The 17,518-nt window shown below is 37.2% G+C and carries 14 protein-coding genes; 8 read left to right on the forward strand and 6 right to left on the reverse strand.

Annotated features, from left to right (window positions below; translation table 11 throughout):
* Positions 1-8: 8 nt before the first annotated feature.
* Positions 9-188 (forward strand): 30S ribosomal protein S21, encoded by a 180-nt coding sequence (gene rpsU / locus ACIR131C_RS0102605; protein ID WP_028084685.1) that lies wholly within the window; start codon positions 9-11, stop codon positions 186-188.
* 286 nt (positions 189-474) lie between these two features.
* Here rpsU and ACIR131C_RS0102610 read toward each other — a convergent pair whose 3' ends face one another.
* Together ACIR131C_RS0102610 and ACIR131C_RS21720 are read right to left on the reverse strand one after the other, a co-directional pair.
* The gene (locus tag ACIR131C_RS0102610) at positions 475-2,202 is read right to left on the reverse strand and encodes a succinate dehydrogenase/fumarate reductase flavoprotein subunit (protein WP_028088955.1); all 1,728 of its coding nucleotides are present in this window, start codon (positions 2,200-2,202) and stop codon (positions 475-477) included.
* Positions 2,203-2,400: 198 nt separating this feature from the next.
* The gene (locus ACIR131C_RS21720; RefSeq protein ID WP_051289692.1) at positions 2,401-2,676 is read right to left on the reverse strand and encodes a hypothetical protein; all 276 of its coding nucleotides are present in this window, start codon (positions 2,674-2,676) and stop codon (positions 2,401-2,403) included.
* Between the two features lie 1,073 nt (positions 2,677-3,749).
* Between ACIR131C_RS21720 and ACIR131C_RS0102620 the strand changes: the two genes are divergently transcribed.
* The 3 genes from ACIR131C_RS0102620 (at position 3,750) to ACIR131C_RS0102630 (ending at position 8,190) form a co-directional block, all read left to right on the forward strand.
* The gene (locus tag ACIR131C_RS0102620) at positions 3,750-5,087 is read left to right on the forward strand and encodes a folate/biopterin family MFS transporter (RefSeq protein ID WP_028088956.1); all 1,338 of its coding nucleotides are present in this window, start codon (positions 3,750-3,752) and stop codon (positions 5,085-5,087) included.
* Positions 5,088-5,121: 34 nt separating this feature from the next.
* Complete coding sequence (locus ACIR131C_RS0102625; protein WP_028088957.1) at positions 5,122-6,606, forward strand: carotenoid oxygenase family protein; 1,485 nt, start codon at positions 5,122-5,124, stop codon at positions 6,604-6,606.
* A gap of 294 nt (positions 6,607-6,900) precedes the next feature.
* Positions 6,901-8,190, forward strand: coding sequence for a Glu/Leu/Phe/Val family dehydrogenase (locus tag ACIR131C_RS0102630; RefSeq protein WP_028088958.1), 1,290 nt, complete (start codon positions 6,901-6,903; stop codon positions 8,188-8,190).
* A gap of 612 nt (positions 8,191-8,802) precedes the next feature.
* Here ACIR131C_RS0102630 and gatC read toward each other — a convergent pair.
* Together gatC and ACIR131C_RS0102640 are read right to left on the reverse strand one after the other, a co-directional pair.
* A complete protein-coding gene (gene gatC / locus ACIR131C_RS0102635) occupies positions 8,803-9,093 on the reverse strand; it encodes an Asp-tRNA(Asn)/Glu-tRNA(Gln) amidotransferase subunit GatC (protein ID WP_028088959.1) in 291 nt (96 codons plus the stop codon).
* An 86-nt stretch (positions 9,094-9,179) separates the two neighbouring features.
* The gene (locus ACIR131C_RS0102640; RefSeq protein WP_028088960.1) at positions 9,180-9,701 is read right to left on the reverse strand and encodes a photosystem I assembly protein Ycf3; all 522 of its coding nucleotides are present in this window, start codon (positions 9,699-9,701) and stop codon (positions 9,180-9,182) included.
* Between the two features lie 253 nt (positions 9,702-9,954).
* Between ACIR131C_RS0102640 and purT the strand changes: the two genes are divergently transcribed.
* Positions 9,955-11,127: a formate-dependent phosphoribosylglycinamide formyltransferase gene (gene purT / locus ACIR131C_RS0102645; protein ID WP_028088961.1), complete on the forward strand. Its 1,173-nt coding sequence runs from the start codon at positions 9,955-9,957 to the stop codon at positions 11,125-11,127.
* A gap of 209 nt (positions 11,128-11,336) precedes the next feature.
* Here purT and infC read toward each other — a convergent pair whose 3' ends face one another.
* Positions 11,337-11,870: a translation initiation factor IF-3 gene (gene infC / locus ACIR131C_RS0102650; RefSeq protein WP_015083285.1), complete on the reverse strand. Its 534-nt coding sequence runs from the start codon at positions 11,868-11,870 to the stop codon at positions 11,337-11,339.
* Between the two features lie 595 nt (positions 11,871-12,465).
* Between infC and ACIR131C_RS0102655 the strand changes: the two genes are divergently transcribed.
* A complete protein-coding gene (locus ACIR131C_RS0102655; RefSeq protein WP_028084674.1) occupies positions 12,466-13,380 on the forward strand; it encodes an alpha/beta fold hydrolase in 915 nt (304 codons plus the stop codon).
* Positions 13,381-13,418: 38 nt separating this feature from the next.
* Here ACIR131C_RS0102655 and ACIR131C_RS0102660 read toward each other — a convergent pair whose 3' ends face one another.
* Positions 13,419-13,751, reverse strand: a complete 333-nt coding sequence (locus tag ACIR131C_RS0102660) for a hypothetical protein (protein ID WP_028084673.1) — start codon at positions 13,749-13,751, stop codon at positions 13,419-13,421.
* 602 nt (positions 13,752-14,353) lie between these two features.
* Here ACIR131C_RS0102660 and ilvN point away from each other — a divergent pair.
* Together ilvN and ACIR131C_RS0102670 are read left to right on the forward strand one after the other, a co-directional pair.
* A complete protein-coding gene (ilvN, locus tag ACIR131C_RS0102665; protein WP_028084672.1) occupies positions 14,354-14,872 on the forward strand; it encodes an acetolactate synthase small subunit in 519 nt (172 codons plus the stop codon).
* A 593-nt stretch (positions 14,873-15,465) separates the two neighbouring features.
* Positions 15,466-17,505, forward strand: a complete 2,040-nt coding sequence (locus ACIR131C_RS0102670; protein ID WP_028088962.1) for a polysaccharide biosynthesis protein — start codon at positions 15,466-15,468, stop codon at positions 17,503-17,505.
* The last annotated feature ends 13 nt before the right edge of the window (positions 17,506-17,518 follow it).

Raw genomic sequence — 17,518 nt, forward strand, 5'->3', positions numbered from 1 at the left:
GGATAAGAATGACTCAGGTGCTTTTAGGACAAAATGAAAGCATAGATTCGGCTTTGCGTCGTTTTAAACGCCAAGTTGCTCAAGCTGGTATATTAGCTGATGTAAAATCTCGGCGACACTTTGAAACACCTTTAGAAAAGCGTAAACGTAAAGCAGTTGCTATTAGACGTAACCGGCGTTTTAGATAAACATATTTCGGTGGCTACAAAATTTGCTTGAGATGTTATAAGCTAAAGATATACTGCAAAAGTTAGTTGCTGGGTGTAAATTAGTTAGTTTTATCATTTTAGGAGTTCCTAAGATATTTAACTATTGCAAAAACAGCTTTTTTTACGCTTATAAATATTATAATATGCTACACCCATAATTATTGGGTGTTAGCATTAATATGTAAAAATTAAGCAAGATATGTTTTCGCACCAGTAAATCATCAATTACCAACTACCGTACTAAACAGATGAATGATAACTTTAATTAATATTTTCGCTCTTTTGGTGCGAACATGGTGATTGTGACTGGACGATATTGAATATCAATACCTGTTGATGAGTAATAGGCCATTGTATGTTTAAGAAAGTTGATATCATCTCTTTGAGAAAAGTCTTCTCGGAAATGAGCGCCACGACTTTCTTGACGATTTAAGGCCGACGCTAAAATGGTTTGTCCTACCACCATTAAACTGTGTAGTTCCAAGGCTTCAACTAATTCTGTATTCCAGCTTTTTCCCTTGTCATCTAAGTATATTTGTGAATATTGCTGTTGTAATTCGGCTATTTTTTCCAAACCCTGACCCATTAATTCTGCGGTGCGAAAAACGCCGCAATATTCAGTCATATTATCTTGAAAAGATTGACGAATTTGATTAATTCGATATTGTCCAGGTTGTGCTATTAAAGCTTGAATTTGTTGCTGGGATTCCCTGATGTACCGTACTTCATCTACTGATGGTAATTGACGATTTTGGACATAATTAGCGATCGCTGCTCCGGTTCTCTTGCCATAAACTACACATTCCAATAAAGAGTTACTACCGAGACGATTAGCACCGTGAACAGAGACACAAGCTGTCTCACCTGCGGCAAAAAAACCCTCAACAAAACCATCAGCACTATTACGGACTTGACCATCAGTATTAACAGGAATACCACCCATACAATAGTGAATCGTCGGACGTACCGGCATAGGTTGAGTTACAGCGTCCACACCGACCAAACGATGGGCTTCTTCCCAACAAAAAGGAACACGACTCATAATTTTTTCCCGACCGAGATGGCGTAAATCCAGGTAAACAAAAGCACCACCGGGACTACCATCAGTATTTACACCACGACCAGCACGGATTTCATAAGCGATCGCCCGTGAGGTAATATCACGAGGGGCTAATTCCATGCGACTGGGGGCGTAATTAGCCATAAACCGATCACCTTGAGCGTTAATTAAATAAGCTCCTTCACCCCGTACAGCCTCGGAAATCAACACCCCCACCGGGTATAAACCAGTGGGATGAAATTGGACAAATTCCATATCTTGTAGAGGTAAACCAGCGATCGCGGTCATTGCCAAACCGTCACCAGTGGAGGCATAATCATTAGAAGTCGTATTATAAACGCGACCATAGCCACCTGTAGCGAACATCACAGCCTTTGCTCGTAGTACCTGAACATCTCCATCCACAAGATGAAACATGACCACACCCTTAGCCTGGCCGTCCTCTAAAATCAGACGCATTACATACCATTCTTCATAAATTTGGACACCATAACGGCGTAAATTATTTACCAATTCATGTAGAATCGCGTGACCGGTTTTATCAGCAGCGTAACAAGTACGGTTATGAGAATGGCCACCAAAAGCCCGTTGAGCAATACGACCATCAGGTAAACGAGAGAACAACACCCCTAGATGTTCTAAATCAATCACCACATCTGGAGCTTCTTGGGTTAAAATTGCGACTGCATCTTGATCTGCTAAATAATCAGAACCCTTCACAGTATCAAAAGCGTGTGCTTCCCAAGAATCTTGATCATCAACATTTTTCAAAGATGCAGCCATACCGCCCTGAGCAGCCACAGAATGAGAGCGAATGGGGTGAGTCTTAGCAACTACCGCTACCTTTAAATTAGGGTCAATGCGGGCGATTTCCAGCGCAGCCCGACATCCAGCCAAACCACCACCAACAATAATTACATCATGTTCTAGCATTGTCAATCACCGATGATAGATGATAAAAGATGATCAAAAAATTCCCCGTCCTGGATTAGGACTTACGCAATTGTCACAAAAAGTTATCATCTTTTGTTTGTATTCAGGTCTAAAGATAGAACTAAATTCCTGACTAGGATTTCATCTATTATGCCACTTGCGTAAGCCCTGCTAGAGACAGGGTAACAAATCATTGGTTTATGTTGATTCAGTCTTTGTTTCCGGCTCTACAGCATTCAATTCAATATTATTTAATAGAGTTGTCACAAAGGCAAAAAGTAAAAAAGGCAGAGACAGGAGAACCACAAGACCCACCGTAGCCAAAGCGTAAACAGGTCGTTTCGCGCCCATTAATGCTAACGCAGATGCTAAACTAATAGTAATGGTAATTAACCAAACAATAATTTGGCCATATATATCACCAAAGGTCAAGGTACAAGCAAACCGATAGTTTTGAAGATTATTTTTGTTCATTTTATAAATTGGCCTTAATTCTCTTCTATAGCTACTACCTTAAAGCTATGTTTGCCAGGTGAGCAATTTCTCAATATTTTTCCAAAGTTTGTAATATTACTTTACAAATATCAACACCTTGGGTAAAATTTTCCTGATATCGTCATGATTTTATTAGTCTTGAGACTTATACGTAAATTGGCAAAGATATTGAAATATAGTAAATTTTCGGTTATTACCTTTAATTTGTGGTAAGTCGTCCGAATTACTACCTTTGAAAACCACCATGAATAAATTTCATAAATCATTCATGACTATCACAGCCATAGGATTATTTATTGCTCTTTTGCTGAGTTAAACAACCATTCAAGCCCAGGAAGCAACAGTTATTCAATGCGTCAAAGAATACACTAAATTGAACATTTCACCTGATGCAGCATTAGCACAGTGTCAAAAAACTAATCTTGCCAACTGTGTTAAAAATTTAACTGGTCAGAAATATGTAGCCAAATCAGTTTCCCAATCTAATGGACGTTACTTAAATCTAATGGACGTTACTTAGTTGATTTAGGTGACAGTGATACAAGATGGCTAGAGGGTAAAAGCTGGAAAGACAAAGGATGTAGCGCCCACACAGAAGGTCCATATAAAAGACAAAGTGATCAAAACTTAACTTTTTGGAGTAAACAGCGTTCCTATGAGTGGTTTAGGCAGGGTTGGTGTACACAACCACAGATAGAATTAGAGCAAAATTACTCTCTTGACGAAGCAAAAACACTTTGCGAATTAGGTTTACAGCCAAAATCATAAAAGCTGCCACTCCTCACTCATTTTTTTAACAGGGCGTTTTCAATCAGGGGAAAAGATTTCTTGGAAATCTATTTCCCCTGCTCACTGGCCGGGAAAAAGCTAGAGGTGGGGTTTTGTGACAATGAAGAGGTAAAATAGGGGCGGAAACATGGTTCTTGGTATACTTTATAACCTTGGAGATATTATCGGAGATTTGTGGAATGTGATTCAGGTCAATTTAGACAATATTTTAAAAATCTGGATATGATATAGAAGTAAATGAAAATTTAAAAATATTGATTTCAATGTTAAATGAATCTACCAAATTACCAAAACTTAAAGATTCACTAATCGAGCAAATTCTTTTAGGAAATAAACTTAGTCCTGAGTTAATTGCAATTCTGACTATATATTTTGTCCAAGGGATATTAATGTTATCCCGGTTAGCTGTTAGCTTTTTTCTCAAAGATGAATTGTTATTAAGTCCCGTACAAATGTCCGCAATTATCGGTATCAGTACCATACCTTGGATGATTAAACCATTATATGGTTTTGTTTCTGATATTTTACCATTATTTGGCTACCATAGAAAAACTTATATATTCTTATCAGGAATTATAGGAAGTGGGGCTTGGTTGAGTTTAGGAACAATAGTTAATAGTGGCTCAACTGCAACAATGATGATTCTCCTTTCTTCTTTTTCCGTTGCTCTTAGTGATGTGATAGTTGATTCCATAGTAGTGGAAAGAGCCAGATCAGAATCAGCAGAAAAATTAGGTTCTTTACAATCTCTTTGCTGGGCTATTTCGGCCATTGGTAGCTTATGTACAGCTTACTTTAGCGGCCTACTTTTAGAATACTTTACCACTCGTACAGTATTTTTAATCACGGCATTATTTCCTATAATCACCTCATTTGTCGCTTGGTTAATTACAGAAAAACCCATGAACAAAGATGATCAAAAAAACAATTATGATCATATTAAATATCAATTAGTACAAATACGTCAAGCAATCACAAAAAAAGCAGTTTTACTACCAACAGTATTTATATTTGTTTGGCACGCTACACCAAATGCCGAATCAGCATTTTTCTATTTTACAACCAACGAACTACAATTTCAACCAGAATTTTTAGGACGAGTGAGATTAGTCACAAGTTTTGCTTCTTTAGTCGGAGTGTGGGCTTTTCAGCGTTACTTTAAAACTATCTCCTTTAAAATTATCTTTACTTGGGGTATTCTTATATCCACTGCTTTAGGAATGACAACTTTATTATTAGTAACTCATACCAACAGACTTTTAGGAATAAATGATCATTGGTTTAGTTTAGGTGATAATTTAGTTATTACAGTGATTGGACAAATTGTATTTATGCCCGTCCTAGTATTGGCAACAAAGCTTTGTCCTCCCGGTATAGAAGCCACATTTTTTGCCTTAATAATGTCTATATTTAATTTAGGAGGAACAGTTTCCTATTGGTTAGGGTCTATGATGATGAAATGGTTAGGAATCACAGAAAATCAATTTGATTTATTATGGTTACTAATCATCATTACTAACTTTAGTTCTTTAATTCCCATATTTTTTATTAATTGGCTACCAGATGGTACAATGGAAATTGATGATAGTTCATCAATATAGTTTTTATAGTCTTTCAGGATAGTCAACCAAAAAAATGCAAACATTAGAAACCCAAGATAACCAACAAGATAACCAAGTTCTAGAAAAATCCTATACCATCAAAGATTGGCAAGGTGGATATGAATCCCTTCCTGAAGAATATGACTATTGGATTGATGATATCGAAGGAGAAATACCCCCAGAATTAGCGGGAACATTATTTAGAAATGGAGCAGGTTTATTAGATATAAATGGAGAAAGATTACACCACCCTTTTGACGGTGACGGTATGATCAGCCGCATTACATTTATCAATGGTCGCGCTCATTTTCGTAACCGATTTGTACAAACAGCAGGTTATTTAGCAGAACAAAAAGCAAAAAAAATTCTTTATCGGGGGGTTTTTGGTACACAAAAACCGGGTGGTTGGTTAGCTAATATTTTCGATTTTAACCTCAAAAATATTGCCAATACGAATGTTATTTATTGGGGTAAAAAACTCCTAGCATTATGGGAAGCAGCCGAACCCTATTTACTCAATCCTCACACCTTAGAAACTTTAGGAAATGAATATTTTAACGGTGTCTTGTCCAAGGGAGAAGCCTTTAGCGCCCACCCACGAATTGATCCCAATGGGATATTAGTTAACTTTGCCATAAAACCGGGATTATCAACTACAATTACCATCTTTGAATTGAATACAAAGGGAGAAGTTACCAGCAAAAAAAATCATCAAGTTCCTGGTTTTTGTTTCATTCATGATTTTGTAATTACAGAAAATTACTGTATCTTTTTCCAAAATCCCGTTAACTTTAACCCCATACCTTTTGCTTTAGGAATATGTGGTGCAGCCGAATGTATTAAAGTTGAAAAAAATCAACCTACAAAAATCATCATTATTCCTCGCACCACAAATACACCCATTGAAAAAGTCAAAATTTTAGAGACTAAAGCGGGTTTCATTTTCCATCATGTTAATGCTTTTGAACTAGAAAATGAAATTATCGTTGATTCTATTTGTTATGAATCATTAATGAAAGTTGAACCGAATAGCGATTATCGAAAAACTGATTTTGAGAAAAATTCACCTCCCCAACTATGGAGATTTCATCTAAATTTATTAGAGAATCAAGTCGAAAATCAGTTAATAGACACTCGTACCACTGAATTTCCCACCATTCACCCGCATCACGTAGGTAAACCATACCGTTATTTATACAGTGCTGCGGCTCATAAATCAACATTGAATGCACCATTACAAGCCATTTTTAAGGTAGATTTAGAATCAGGAAAAAAACAACTTTGGAGTACAGCACCGCGAGGATTTGTAGGAGAACCAATTTTTGTTCCTCGCGCACATTCTCAACAAGAAGATGATGGTTGGATTATAGTTGTAGTTTACAATGCAGAAAATCATCGTTCAGAGATAGTGATTTTAGATGCTCAGAATTTGGAAAAAGGTAGAATTACAAAACTACGTCTAAAACATCATATTCCCTACGGTTTACATGGGAGTTTTACACCAGAAATATTCATTTGATAGTTGACAATTGACAGGGGACAGACAAGAGATATAGAGATTTCTCTTGTTTTCCCAAATGTACAATTAATTTTGCTCAGGTACTTATTCATTTAACGTAGGTTGGGTTGACGAAACCCAACAACATCACATTTATCTCTGTTTCCTGTTCCCCAGTATAGTAACCGTTCTCTATCATACAAATAAAAATATAATTGTAACAAAAACTACAAAATTCATATATTTCTCAAAAAACAAGGTAAGCTAACCTTATGAATCCAGTTGACAAAGATACTATACTCAGGACTAAATATTATGGTAACAACCTCTCTCCCACTTATGGAAGGTGATTCTCCGGCGCATATTTGCCCCTATGATCAAGCTTGTAGCTATTTACAATGGGCTGCTAAAGAATTAAAATTAGATCAAAGTGTCGTAGAAATACTTAGCTATCCCCGCAAGGTTGTTACAGTTTCTATACCTGTGAAAATGGATCATGGAGATGTGCGGGTTTTGACAGGACACCGGGTACAACATTCGGATATTTTAGGACCATATAAAGGTGGTATTCGCTACCATGAAGCGGTGACATTACGGGAAGTTTCCGCCCTGGCCATGCTCATGACTTGGAAATGTGCATTGTTAGGTATTCCCTACGGTGGTGCGAAAGGGGGAATTCCCATAGACCCTAAAAAGTTCACTGTGGGGGAATTAGAACGAATTAGCCGCCGTTATATCAGTGAATTAATTAAGGACATTGGACCATCAGTAGATATACTTGCTCCAGACATGGGAACATCAGCGCGGGAAATGGCGTGGATGATGGATACCTACTCTGTTAATGTCGGTCATTCTGTTCCAGGAGTAGTTACAGGTAAACCTCTATCTATCGGTGGTTCATTAGGACGAGAAATGGCTACCGGACGGGGTGTAATGATTATCATCCGTGAATCCCTGGCAGATCATGGTAAATCCTTGACTGGAGCGCGGGTAGCGATTCAAGGCTTCGGTAATGTCGGCGGTGCTGCGGCAGAATTGCTACATAAAGCAGGGGCGAAAATTATCGCTGTTTCCAGTGGTGCTGGGGGTATATTTTCTGAAGCTGGTCTTGATATTCCCGTTCTTAAAGCCTATGCTGCTGAAAACCGCCGCAGTGTAGTAGGATTTCCCCAAGGTAAACCTATTAGTAATGCAGATTTGCTAACTTTATCCTGTGATGTACTAATTCCCGCTGCATTAGAAAACCAAATTACTCAAGAGAATGTTAATCAAATTAAAGCGCAATTTATCGCGGAAGCTGCTAATGGTCCTGTAACTTTAGAAGCTAACCGAGCTTTAGAAGGTCGTGGTGTTACCGTTTTACCAGATATTTTAGCCAATGCTGGGGGTGTGGTGGTAAGTTATTTAGAATGGGTACAAGGTCTTTCTTACTTGTTCTGGGACGAAGAACGAGTTAACAAAGAAATGGAACATTTAATGGTTCAAGCTTACCGTAAGGTGATTCATGAGTCAAAGGTAAGGGGGGTAAATCTGCGGTTAGCTGCTTATACTTTGGGTGTAGGTAGGGTCGCGCAAGCTTTAACTGATAGGGGTTTATATCCTTAGTTATGTTCTTAATCTAGATTAAGTAGGGTGTGTTATAGCTTTAGTCTAACCCACCTTTCTATAATTTTTGTACATCATCTATATAGCAAGCATTGATTTATTTAAAGATATGTTTTGCTGTTTCATCAGAATGATTACCTACATTCCACACTTCATGATGAAGTATAAGTCCTTTTAATAATTATTCTTAACAAAGGTTAAAAAATTACGTATTAAAACTGAAAATATATTATAAAATATGTTTGTTTAAAAACAATAAAAAATGAGATTACGTAAATATTTTCATCTGAGAAAATGAAGTAATGAACTGCGGAATATGGATTTTAGTAAATCAAGAGGAATACTAACCAAGTAGTAACTGAGAGTTTTAATATCAGTATACAAAAAAGTTGTCAAAATACTTGGCAAATAAAAGATCATCTGCTATACTAGTTTCATACCCAAAAACCTAATCCCCTAATCCCCTGTCCCTACGGGGATGTAGAGACGTTCCTCGGATCGTCTCTACTCTTTTATATTGATTATATTGATGTTGCAGGTTTCTGAAATTTTAGATATTAGATCTTCAACCTAAAACCAACCTAAAAAATCCAAAATCCAGTTAGTCCCTATCTAATCAGCATTAAGAATTTTAGGAACTCGGAAAAAATCACCTTCCTGTTGAGGTGCGCTGTTGAGGATTGCTTCTCTTTCAGGATAAGGGTGGAGAATGTCATCTCTGGTGACATTGCTAACATCAATAGCTCTGGTTGTTGGTGCGACATTAGTAACATCCAGTTGATTTAGTTGTTCAATATAATCCAGAATATTACCTAATTGAGTGGTAAATTGTGTTTCTTCATCTGCTGTCAATTCTAAACGAGCGAGATTAGCAACTTTACGAACTAGTTGACTATCAATCATAATTTATCAGTTGTTAGTGGTCAGTTGTTAGTGGTCAGTTGTCAGTTGTCAGTTGTCATAAAATTAACAACCGACTCATGGCTAACTTAAAAGAATACGTCAATTTGCGATCGCCCGGTAGTTTTTAGCCAGTTTTGAGCTTCAATGTAATTATTGGGAGCCATGCGAATTGCTCGAATCCAATAATCCGCTGCTTGATCAAACAATGCCTCACCACCGTCATGATCCCCGCTTTCCTTAGCTCTTTCACCTTGAAAATGATAAATGACGGCGATATTATTTAAAGCTTGGGGTAATCGTGGATTTAACTCAATAGCCTGATGATAAAACTCTAAAGCCTTGTTATGATCACCGTTACTGGCATAAATCAAGCCCATATTATAGAGAATATAACCGCGATCATTGGGGTCTTCTTCCACTTCCAAGGCTTCTGTATAATAGTCTAGTGCTTCAGCATATTCGCCTTCTGCCTGTGCGGACATCCCATCTCGGTAATAAACAAATGCCTCTTTAGCTTTTTTGTCGGTTGGCAATATCTTGAGGATGATATCTGCCATAACAGTAAAGGATTTGTCAACAAAGTTATCGTTTTTCTGTGTTCTTGGCATATAAACCTTTTTGGTTACTCAATTCCAGCATAAACCTAATATCGCTAATTTAACTGATTTGTGGGGGTTTGAGTTGGGGAGGGAGGAGGAGACACGAGTATTATATGCTATAATATAATCATTAACCGTAGATAAATGCAAGGGATTAGGGATAAATCATATTTATTCATATCTATTAATTTCCAGCTTGACAATATGATCACCATCTGTAAATAATCAATCAAATCAGATTCAAAACTATTCCCATAAATTGATGATTAAGGCACTAAAACTACCTCAAAAATTAATGTTGCTTGGTTCAGGAGAACTAGGAAAGGAATTTGTAATCGCTGCTCAACGTTTAGGTAATTATGTGATTGCTGTAGATAGATATGCTAATGCTCCTGCTATGCAAGTAGCTGATTGTGCAGAAGTTATTTCTATGCTGAGTGCTGATGATTTAGAAGCAGTAGTAAATAAACATCAGCCTGATTTTATCATTCCTGAAATTGAAGCTATTAGAACCGAAAAATTACAGGAATTTGAACAAAGGGGAATTACAGTGATTCCCACAGCAGCAGCCACTAACTACACCATGAACCGCGACAGAATTAGGGAATTAGCCCACAAAGAACTAGGAATTAGAACTGCTAAATATGGTTATGCTGTCACCTTAGAAGAATTAATTACTATTTCTGAAAAAATTGGTTTTCCCAATGTTGTTAAACCTGTGATGTCCTCCTCTGGAAAAGGTCAATCTGTAGTTAATGATAGAAATGAAGTAGAAAAAGCTTGGCATTATGCTATTTCTAATTCTCGTGGTGATAGTCAAAAGGTAATTGTCGAAGAATTTATTAATTTTGAAATTGAGATTACCTTATTAACAATTAAACAATGGGACGCACCCACAATTTTCTGTTCTCCCATTGGCCACCGTCAAGAAAGAGGAGATTATCAAGAATCTTGGCAACCCGCAGCTATTTCTGAAGCTAAAATATTAGCATCTCAAGAAATCGCCAAAAAAGTTACTGATGCTTTGGGAGGTGCGGGAATTTTTGGGGTTGAATTTTTCATCACTAAAGACGAAGTGATTTTTTCTGAACTTTCTCCCAGACCCCATGATACAGGAATGGTGACATTAATTTCCCAGAATTTGAATGAATTTGAATTACATCTGCGAGCGATTTTAGGTTTACCAATTCCCCATATTCAACAGTTAGGATTTTCTGCAAGTGCGGTAATTTTAGCTTCAGAAAAATCTGATTCTATTACTTTTACTGGTGTAGCTGAAGCTTTAGCAGAAAAAGATGTAGATATTAAATTATTTGGTAAACCTACTGCTCATCCTTATCGTCGCATGGGAGTGGCCTTAGCGAAAGGTGGGGATATACAGGAAGCGAGAGAAAAGGCCACAAAAGCAGCTAGTCAGGTGAAAATAAGTAAATAGTATTTTGTCAATAGTAAAAGTCCTGAACAAATGAGTATTATATTTGACACTCAATCGTCAGGACTATGATTTTGAGATAAATTTACAAGAATCTAACAGTGATGAAAGTTGACGGAACGGGAAAAAATCTCCCTGATGTCAATCTTTGGTACTATTATTACCGAACTTATGCAACATTCATCACCTGGTAAAGCAGTTTGTTGACAAGATTATTTTTTGGGTGAAATCAGCATCATCATATTTCGTCCTTCTTTCTTTGGTGCTTGCTGTAGTTCACCAAAAGGCTCTAAATCTGTAGCCATACGCTTAAGCAAGGTTTCTGCCAAGTCACTGTGTTGAATTTCCCGACCTCGGAACATTACAGTAGCCTTAACTTTATCGCCATCTTTGAGGAAGCGTTCGGCTTGCTTGACGCGCACATTATAGTCGTGTTCTTCTATTTTGTAGCGCATTTTTACTTCTTTCACATCAGCCGTATGCTGCTTCTTCCGGGCTTCCCGCGCCTTCTTTTCTTGCTCAAACTTATATTTCCCATAGTCCATAATTCGACATACCGGCGGGTCAGCTTTATCACTGATTAGCACCAAGTCCAATTCCTTCTCTTCGGCTAATTGTATGGCTTCTTGGGGAGTTATAATTCCCAACTGTGCGCCATCAGTGTCAATTACCCGAATTTTCGGGAAGCGAATGCGTTCGTTAATTTGGGGCAGATCACGAGTTCTTTTTTTCTCAATCACAGGCATTATGATTAGTGGCAGCTCTTTAGTTAAGAATTTGGGTTGGTCTTGATTTAGTTAGCTTGGTTGAATATGCCGATTAAGGCAAAATACAAGAGTAACTCAGAATTGAAAAATGAATATCCATCTCCAGTGTAGCTAATTCATACACTAGTTGGCAGTCTCAACATATTTGTTATGCTATTGCTATACAAAACTTGACAAAAACCGGTTCAAACTTTCTTTAAATGTTGAACTTTAGGGAAGTTTGATCAAGTATTCGACTATTTAGTTTTGTTGTTTATAGCGGTTCTTGGTTGAGTCAATTACAATAACGCCACTCCCAACGCCCTCCCCGCCAGTCAGGGAGGCCAGGATGTACATTATTAAGATTAGGAAACGCTATAATTTCACTAAATTAATTAATGTAAATTACATGATATTTAACACCAATAACTATGGTTGCAATTTATCCTCATTAATACTTAGAAACCTAAGATATCTATGAGGATGCTTCTAGGATAACAAAATTAGGTATACAGTGGAGATAATCAAATATAATTTAACATATTAGGGAACAAGAAACAAGGTTAATAATTGCTTAATCACAAAAGAGGGAAAAGTGACGACTGCAATACATTGGCAGCAACGGGTTGGTAATCAAAGAGACTGGGTATGGCGGGGTTGGCAAACTCGTTATACTTATATTCGTCCTGTCAAAGATCATCCAGGACAAACACCATTGATTTTACTACATGGCTTTGGTGCTTCCATTGGTCATTGGCGGCATAATTTAGAGGTATTAGGTAAACACAATACAGTTTATGCTCTAGACATGATTGGATTTGGCGCATCTGAAAAAGCTGCAACTAATTACAATGTAGAATTATGGGTAGAACAAGTTTACGACTTTTGGAAAACCTTTATCGGTCAACCAGTTGTTTTAGTGGGTAATTCCATAGGTTCACTGATTTCTTTAGTGGCAGCGGCTACCCATGCCGACATGGTAAAGGGTATTGTGATGATCAGTTTACCAGATCCCAGCCTAGAACAAGAAATGATCCCGACTGCTTTCAAACCCGTGGTTAGGGGTATTAAAAGTATATTTACCTCCAGATTAATATTAAAACCGATATTCTATTTTGTGCGTCGTCCTAGCGTGCTGCGGCGTTGGGCGGGTTTAGCCTATGCTCATCCTGAAGCAATTAGTGATGAACTGATAGACATTTTAGCAGGACCTCCCCAGGACAGAGGATCTGCCCGTGCTTTTAGAGCCTTATTTAAGGCAACAACAGGGGCTAATTTTAGTCCGAGTGTCAAGAAAATTTTACCAAACTTAACAATTCCCATGTTGTTAATTTGGGGGAAAAAAGATCGATTTGTTCCCCCAAAACTAGCGGATCAATTTCTGCGCTACAATGAGAAACTAGAACTAGTATATCTGGAAAATGTGGGCCATTGTCCCCATGATGAATCACCAGAACAGGTTAACGAAGAAATTTTAGATTGGATAGGTAGAATGGGTAACTGGCAATAGGTAAGGAGATGATTAAGTTCTTGAGTAACGGTGGTAAGTTATTCAATATTGACTTCTGTAGTATCAATATCCGTACTTCCGTCAACACCATGAGCGATAGAAACCATTTTAGTGAGAATATCCTGACTGGGAACTTTACCTTTTAATACCACAGTGCTACCCGTTTGAGCAACCCAGAGAGTGTCAATATCATCAAGGTCAGGATCTTGATCAAATGCTAATGCTACGCGCTTTGCTAAACCACTTTGGTCATATTCTCCGTTTAATCCTATTCGTTCTGGGGGAGTTGTTTGTCTATTAACATCAGTTGTGGGATTAACTTGAGTGCTTTCCGATTGTTCTAAACCAAAAAGTCTTTGTAACCAACCCATAAATACTGATCTCCTATCATAATTCACCTCTGATTATAATATAAGTCCTTAAAAGTAGATATATCTAACCAAGAAAATTTTGGACAAAATCCACTAGTAGTTAGATTTCTGGATAACTTTTCCAGAAGAACTGAATGATTGGAACTATTAAGTTTGACGCTCCCCGCCCTATAGAGGGACGGGGATTCTTGTTTCAATGAGCAACCTTACTCAAACTTGTTACCAAGTCTGAGCAGTGGGTTATCCGTATAGCTTCATCAATTTTTTGATATTGCTGCTTTGTGCCTTTGGCTTTAAATTCAAAAACAATCATCTTTTATTCCCAATCCCGACCTATTTTGAGTCTAACATTCTTTAGGAAATCCACCAACCTCTAAGATTGGTAAAAATGAAACTACCCTCTCTCACGATTAAGCTGCGCTTAATATCGCTTGGAAGGTGTTTAATTTTTACCCGCCTTACATCCCCACTCTGTAGAGAGATGGGGTATTACGGCGTTTTCTGATAAAATAACAATTAAGACCGACAATTCAGCGTGGTAGAAATTCGCTTCGCACTCATGAGTGCCGGTCTGCGTTCATGCCATGCTTTTTTAGTTGCCGATGAAACATACGCTGTCAGTTATAGTTGAAGATGAAGCGGGAGTTCTATCCCGCATTGCTAGTTTATTTGCACGTCGGGGTTTTAATATTGAAAGCCTTGCTGTCGGTCCTGCGGAGCAAGGAGGAGTATCGCGGATTACAATGGTTGTACCTGGTGATGATCGCATCATCGAACAACTTACCAAGCAACTGTATAAGTTAGTTAATGTTCTCAAAGTGCAAGATATTACAGAAATACCTTGCGTAGAAAGAGAATTGATGCTTCTCAAGGTAAATGCTAATAGCAGTAATCGTTCAGAAATAATTGAATTATCTCAGATTTTCCGGGCGCGAATTGTTGATGTGGCTGAAGATTCTTTGACTTTAGAAGTTGTGGGTGATCCTGGTAAAATGGTAGCAATAGTTCAAGTGCTACAAAAATTTGGACTGAGGGAAATTGCCCGTACGGGTAAAATTTCTCTAACTCGTGAATCAGGTGTAAATACTGAATTACTGAAGTCTTTACAGGTAAAAGTCTAGGGTGATTAAACGCCGATTAAACTTATAGTTGACAATCAAAGTTTCCCGTCCAATTAAGCAGCAGATATGGTGTAACTACTATGTCTGCTGCTATTATTTTGCTATTATTTTGATTTAATCAGGAATTATGTCAACCTGGCGTGACTTAATGAGTGAAAACTTGATAAAAAGTTTATAGTTCAAAGCAAAAAATAATAACCGATAGATTATGTTCATATTTGGTTAGTAAGCATAAATTATATAGCACTCAAACATGACTAGTGAAAATTTATTTTGGTAAATTATCACCCCAGAGGCAGAAGACACAAACCCCAAGAATATATTTTCATTAATCAGCCATTGATGCTATGTGATTTGGGATAAACTCCCAAAAAATGATGAAGATATTGAGTAGATTCATTGATTATTAAATTTTCACCATTTTACCATTAAGATTTGTTTGTATTGATAACCAATTTAGAAGTGGGCAGGTAATCCCTATGATTGATAATTGAATAGGGTTATTTGCGTCAACAGTTTTTTGAGGTTATTAATCAGAATTTCAGGTGTTTATCCAGTGAAAAAATTCTGTAGATTTTCCTGGAGATACTGATATGAATATCCTATTTTCTGTTTCTCATGTCACCATTCAGAGAACAATTAGAAAATTATCAAATCAATTAAGTAAAATCAGGAATAGACATTGGTTTATTTGTGATATCACGGTTTTTGCAATGACACCATTGTTAGCATTAGGATTGCGTTTAGATGGTAATCTGAACTTGCAAGAAGATATTTTCCAGTTGGGAATTGCGACAATTTTGTTTTTAGTAGTCAAACTAATTATCTTTTGGGGGTTTGGTTTTTATAGACGCTATTGGAAGTACGCAAGCATCGAAGAAGGGATTTATATAATCACATTGATGATGGGTGTGGTAGTCATCCAAACGACTCTATTTAATTTATTGGAGATGCTATTAGGTGAACTTCCGCAATCACTGCCAATTTTGGAGGGAATACTATCTTGTATATTTGTGATTTTACTGCGGTTTAGTGTTCGAGTTGTAGAAAGGATAAGCCACAGACAAAAAATATCTAAAAATAGAGAAAGAGTGCTGATAATTGGTGCTGGTAGTGCGGGGGTTTCCCTTGTAGAAGATATGCAAAGAAATCCCCAATTTGGAGCTTATCCCGTAGGATTTATTGATGACGATATCAAAAAACAGAATATACATTTAAGGGGAATTCCTGTATTAGGAAATCGCCAGAAAATTTCTGAAGTTATCAAAACACTAAAAATCCATAAAGTTATCATTGCAATGCCTACAGTTCCTGGACAAACTATTAGAGAAATTGTAGATATTTGTCAAAACAATGGAGTGCAACCTAGTACCTTGCCAGGAATATATGAAATCCTGAATGGTCGCGTAAGAGTAGATAGTGTTAGAGACATCAAAATTGAGGATTTACTCAGACGTGAACCCATTCAGACAGAACTAGAAAGAGTAGCCCAATTTATCAAGAACAAAACAGTATTAATCACAGGTTCAGGAGGATCAATTGGTAGTGAACTATGCCGACAAATTTTACGTTGTCATCCAGCTAAAATTATCCTAATTGGCCATGGAGAAAATTCTGTTTTTAATATCCAACAAGAACTCGAAAAACTGATTCAAATATTGAAAAATAATCATAAATCAGCACCGGATGTTAATATACCACAGATTTATACTTTCATTGCTGATATTAGAGTACAGTCGAGATTGGAACACGCTTTTGAGAGATTTAAACCGGATGTAATTTTTCATGCTGCGGCTCATAAACACGTTCCTCTGATGGAATTAAATCCCGCAGAAGCAATTACTAATAATGTAATGGGAACGAGAAATTTACTACAAGTAGCATTGCAATATAATGTTGAACATTTTGTGATGATTTCCACAGATAAAGCAGTTAATCCTACTAATGTCATGGGTGCTAGTAAAAGAGTAGCAGAAATGTTAGTTTTACAAGCTGCAAAAGAAAGTGGTAAATCCTATGTAGCTGTGCGTTTTGGCAACGTTTTAGGAAGTCGTGGTAGTGTAGTTCCTACGTTTCAAAAACAGATTTTAGCAGGGGGACCAATTACAGTTACTCATCCTGATATTTGCCGATATTTCATGACCATACCGGAAGCAGTTCAACTAGTTTTGCAAGCATCTATTCTGGGTCGTAGTGGTGAAGTTTTAATGTTAAATATGGGTGAACCGGTGAAAATTGTAGATTTAGCGAAAGCATTAATTCATCTTTCGGGATATGAAGTTAACAAAGATATTGACATAGTATTTACAGGTTTAAGACCAGGAGAAAAGCTATTTGAGGAATTGTTTATTGAGGGGGAAGAGTATGAAAATACTGAACACGAAAAACTATTAGTTGTGAAAAATGCAAGTCGGATTATTCCTAATTCTTTGAATATTACTGTAGAAAAATTGCTAGGAGTAGCTGCCAGAAATGATACCAATTCTATTATTTTATTGCTGTCGCAATTGGTAGCAGGTTACAAACCGAAATTCCCCGAAGAAAGCAGTTTATTAGATGCAGCTAAATATGCAAATCAGACCTCCCATAGGCCGGTAAATATTTTAGCAAATATCGAGCCAACAGGTGCATAAACAGTCTTCATAG

The sequence above is a fragment of the Dolichospermum circinale AWQC131C genome, from assembly GCF_000426905.1.
Classification (GTDB): Bacteria; Cyanobacteriota; Cyanobacteriia; order Cyanobacteriales; family Nostocaceae; genus Dolichospermum; species Dolichospermum circinale.

Coding starts and splice junctions, on each gene's coding strand:
- ACIR131C_RS0102670 (WP_028088962.1), top strand. CDS start 15,466: ATGAATATCCTATTTTCTGTTTCTCATGTCACCATTCAGAGAACAATT.
- ACIR131C_RS0102620 (WP_028088956.1), top strand. CDS start 3,750: ATGTTAAATGAATCTACCAAATTACCAAAACTTAAAGATTCACTAATC.
- ACIR131C_RS21720 (WP_051289692.1), bottom strand. CDS start 2,676: ATGAACAAAAATAATCTTCAAAACTATCGGTTTGCTTGTACCTTGACC.
- ACIR131C_RS0102660 (WP_028084673.1), bottom strand. CDS start 13,751: ATGGGTTGGTTACAAAGACTTTTTGGTTTAGAACAATCGGAAAGCACT.
- purT (WP_028088961.1), top strand. CDS start 9,955: ATGATTAAGGCACTAAAACTACCTCAAAAATTAATGTTGCTTGGTTCA.
- infC (WP_015083285.1), bottom strand. CDS start 11,870: ATGCCTGTGATTGAGAAAAAAAGAACTCGTGATCTGCCCCAAATTAAC.
- ACIR131C_RS0102625 (WP_028088957.1), top strand. CDS start 5,122: ATGCAAACATTAGAAACCCAAGATAACCAACAAGATAACCAAGTTCTA.
- ACIR131C_RS0102630 (WP_028088958.1), top strand. CDS start 6,901: ATGGTAACAACCTCTCTCCCACTTATGGAAGGTGATTCTCCGGCGCAT.
- ACIR131C_RS0102610 (WP_028088955.1), bottom strand. CDS start 2,202: ATGCTAGAACATGATGTAATTATTGTTGGTGGTGGTTTGGCTGGATGT.
- gatC (WP_028088959.1), bottom strand. CDS start 9,093: ATGATTGATAGTCAACTAGTTCGTAAAGTTGCTAATCTCGCTCGTTTA.
- ACIR131C_RS0102640 (WP_028088960.1), bottom strand. CDS start 9,701: ATGCCAAGAACACAGAAAAACGATAACTTTGTTGACAAATCCTTTACT.
- ilvN (WP_028084672.1), top strand. CDS start 14,354: ATGAAACATACGCTGTCAGTTATAGTTGAAGATGAAGCGGGAGTTCTA.
- rpsU (WP_028084685.1), top strand. CDS start 9: ATGACTCAGGTGCTTTTAGGACAAAATGAAAGCATAGATTCGGCTTTG.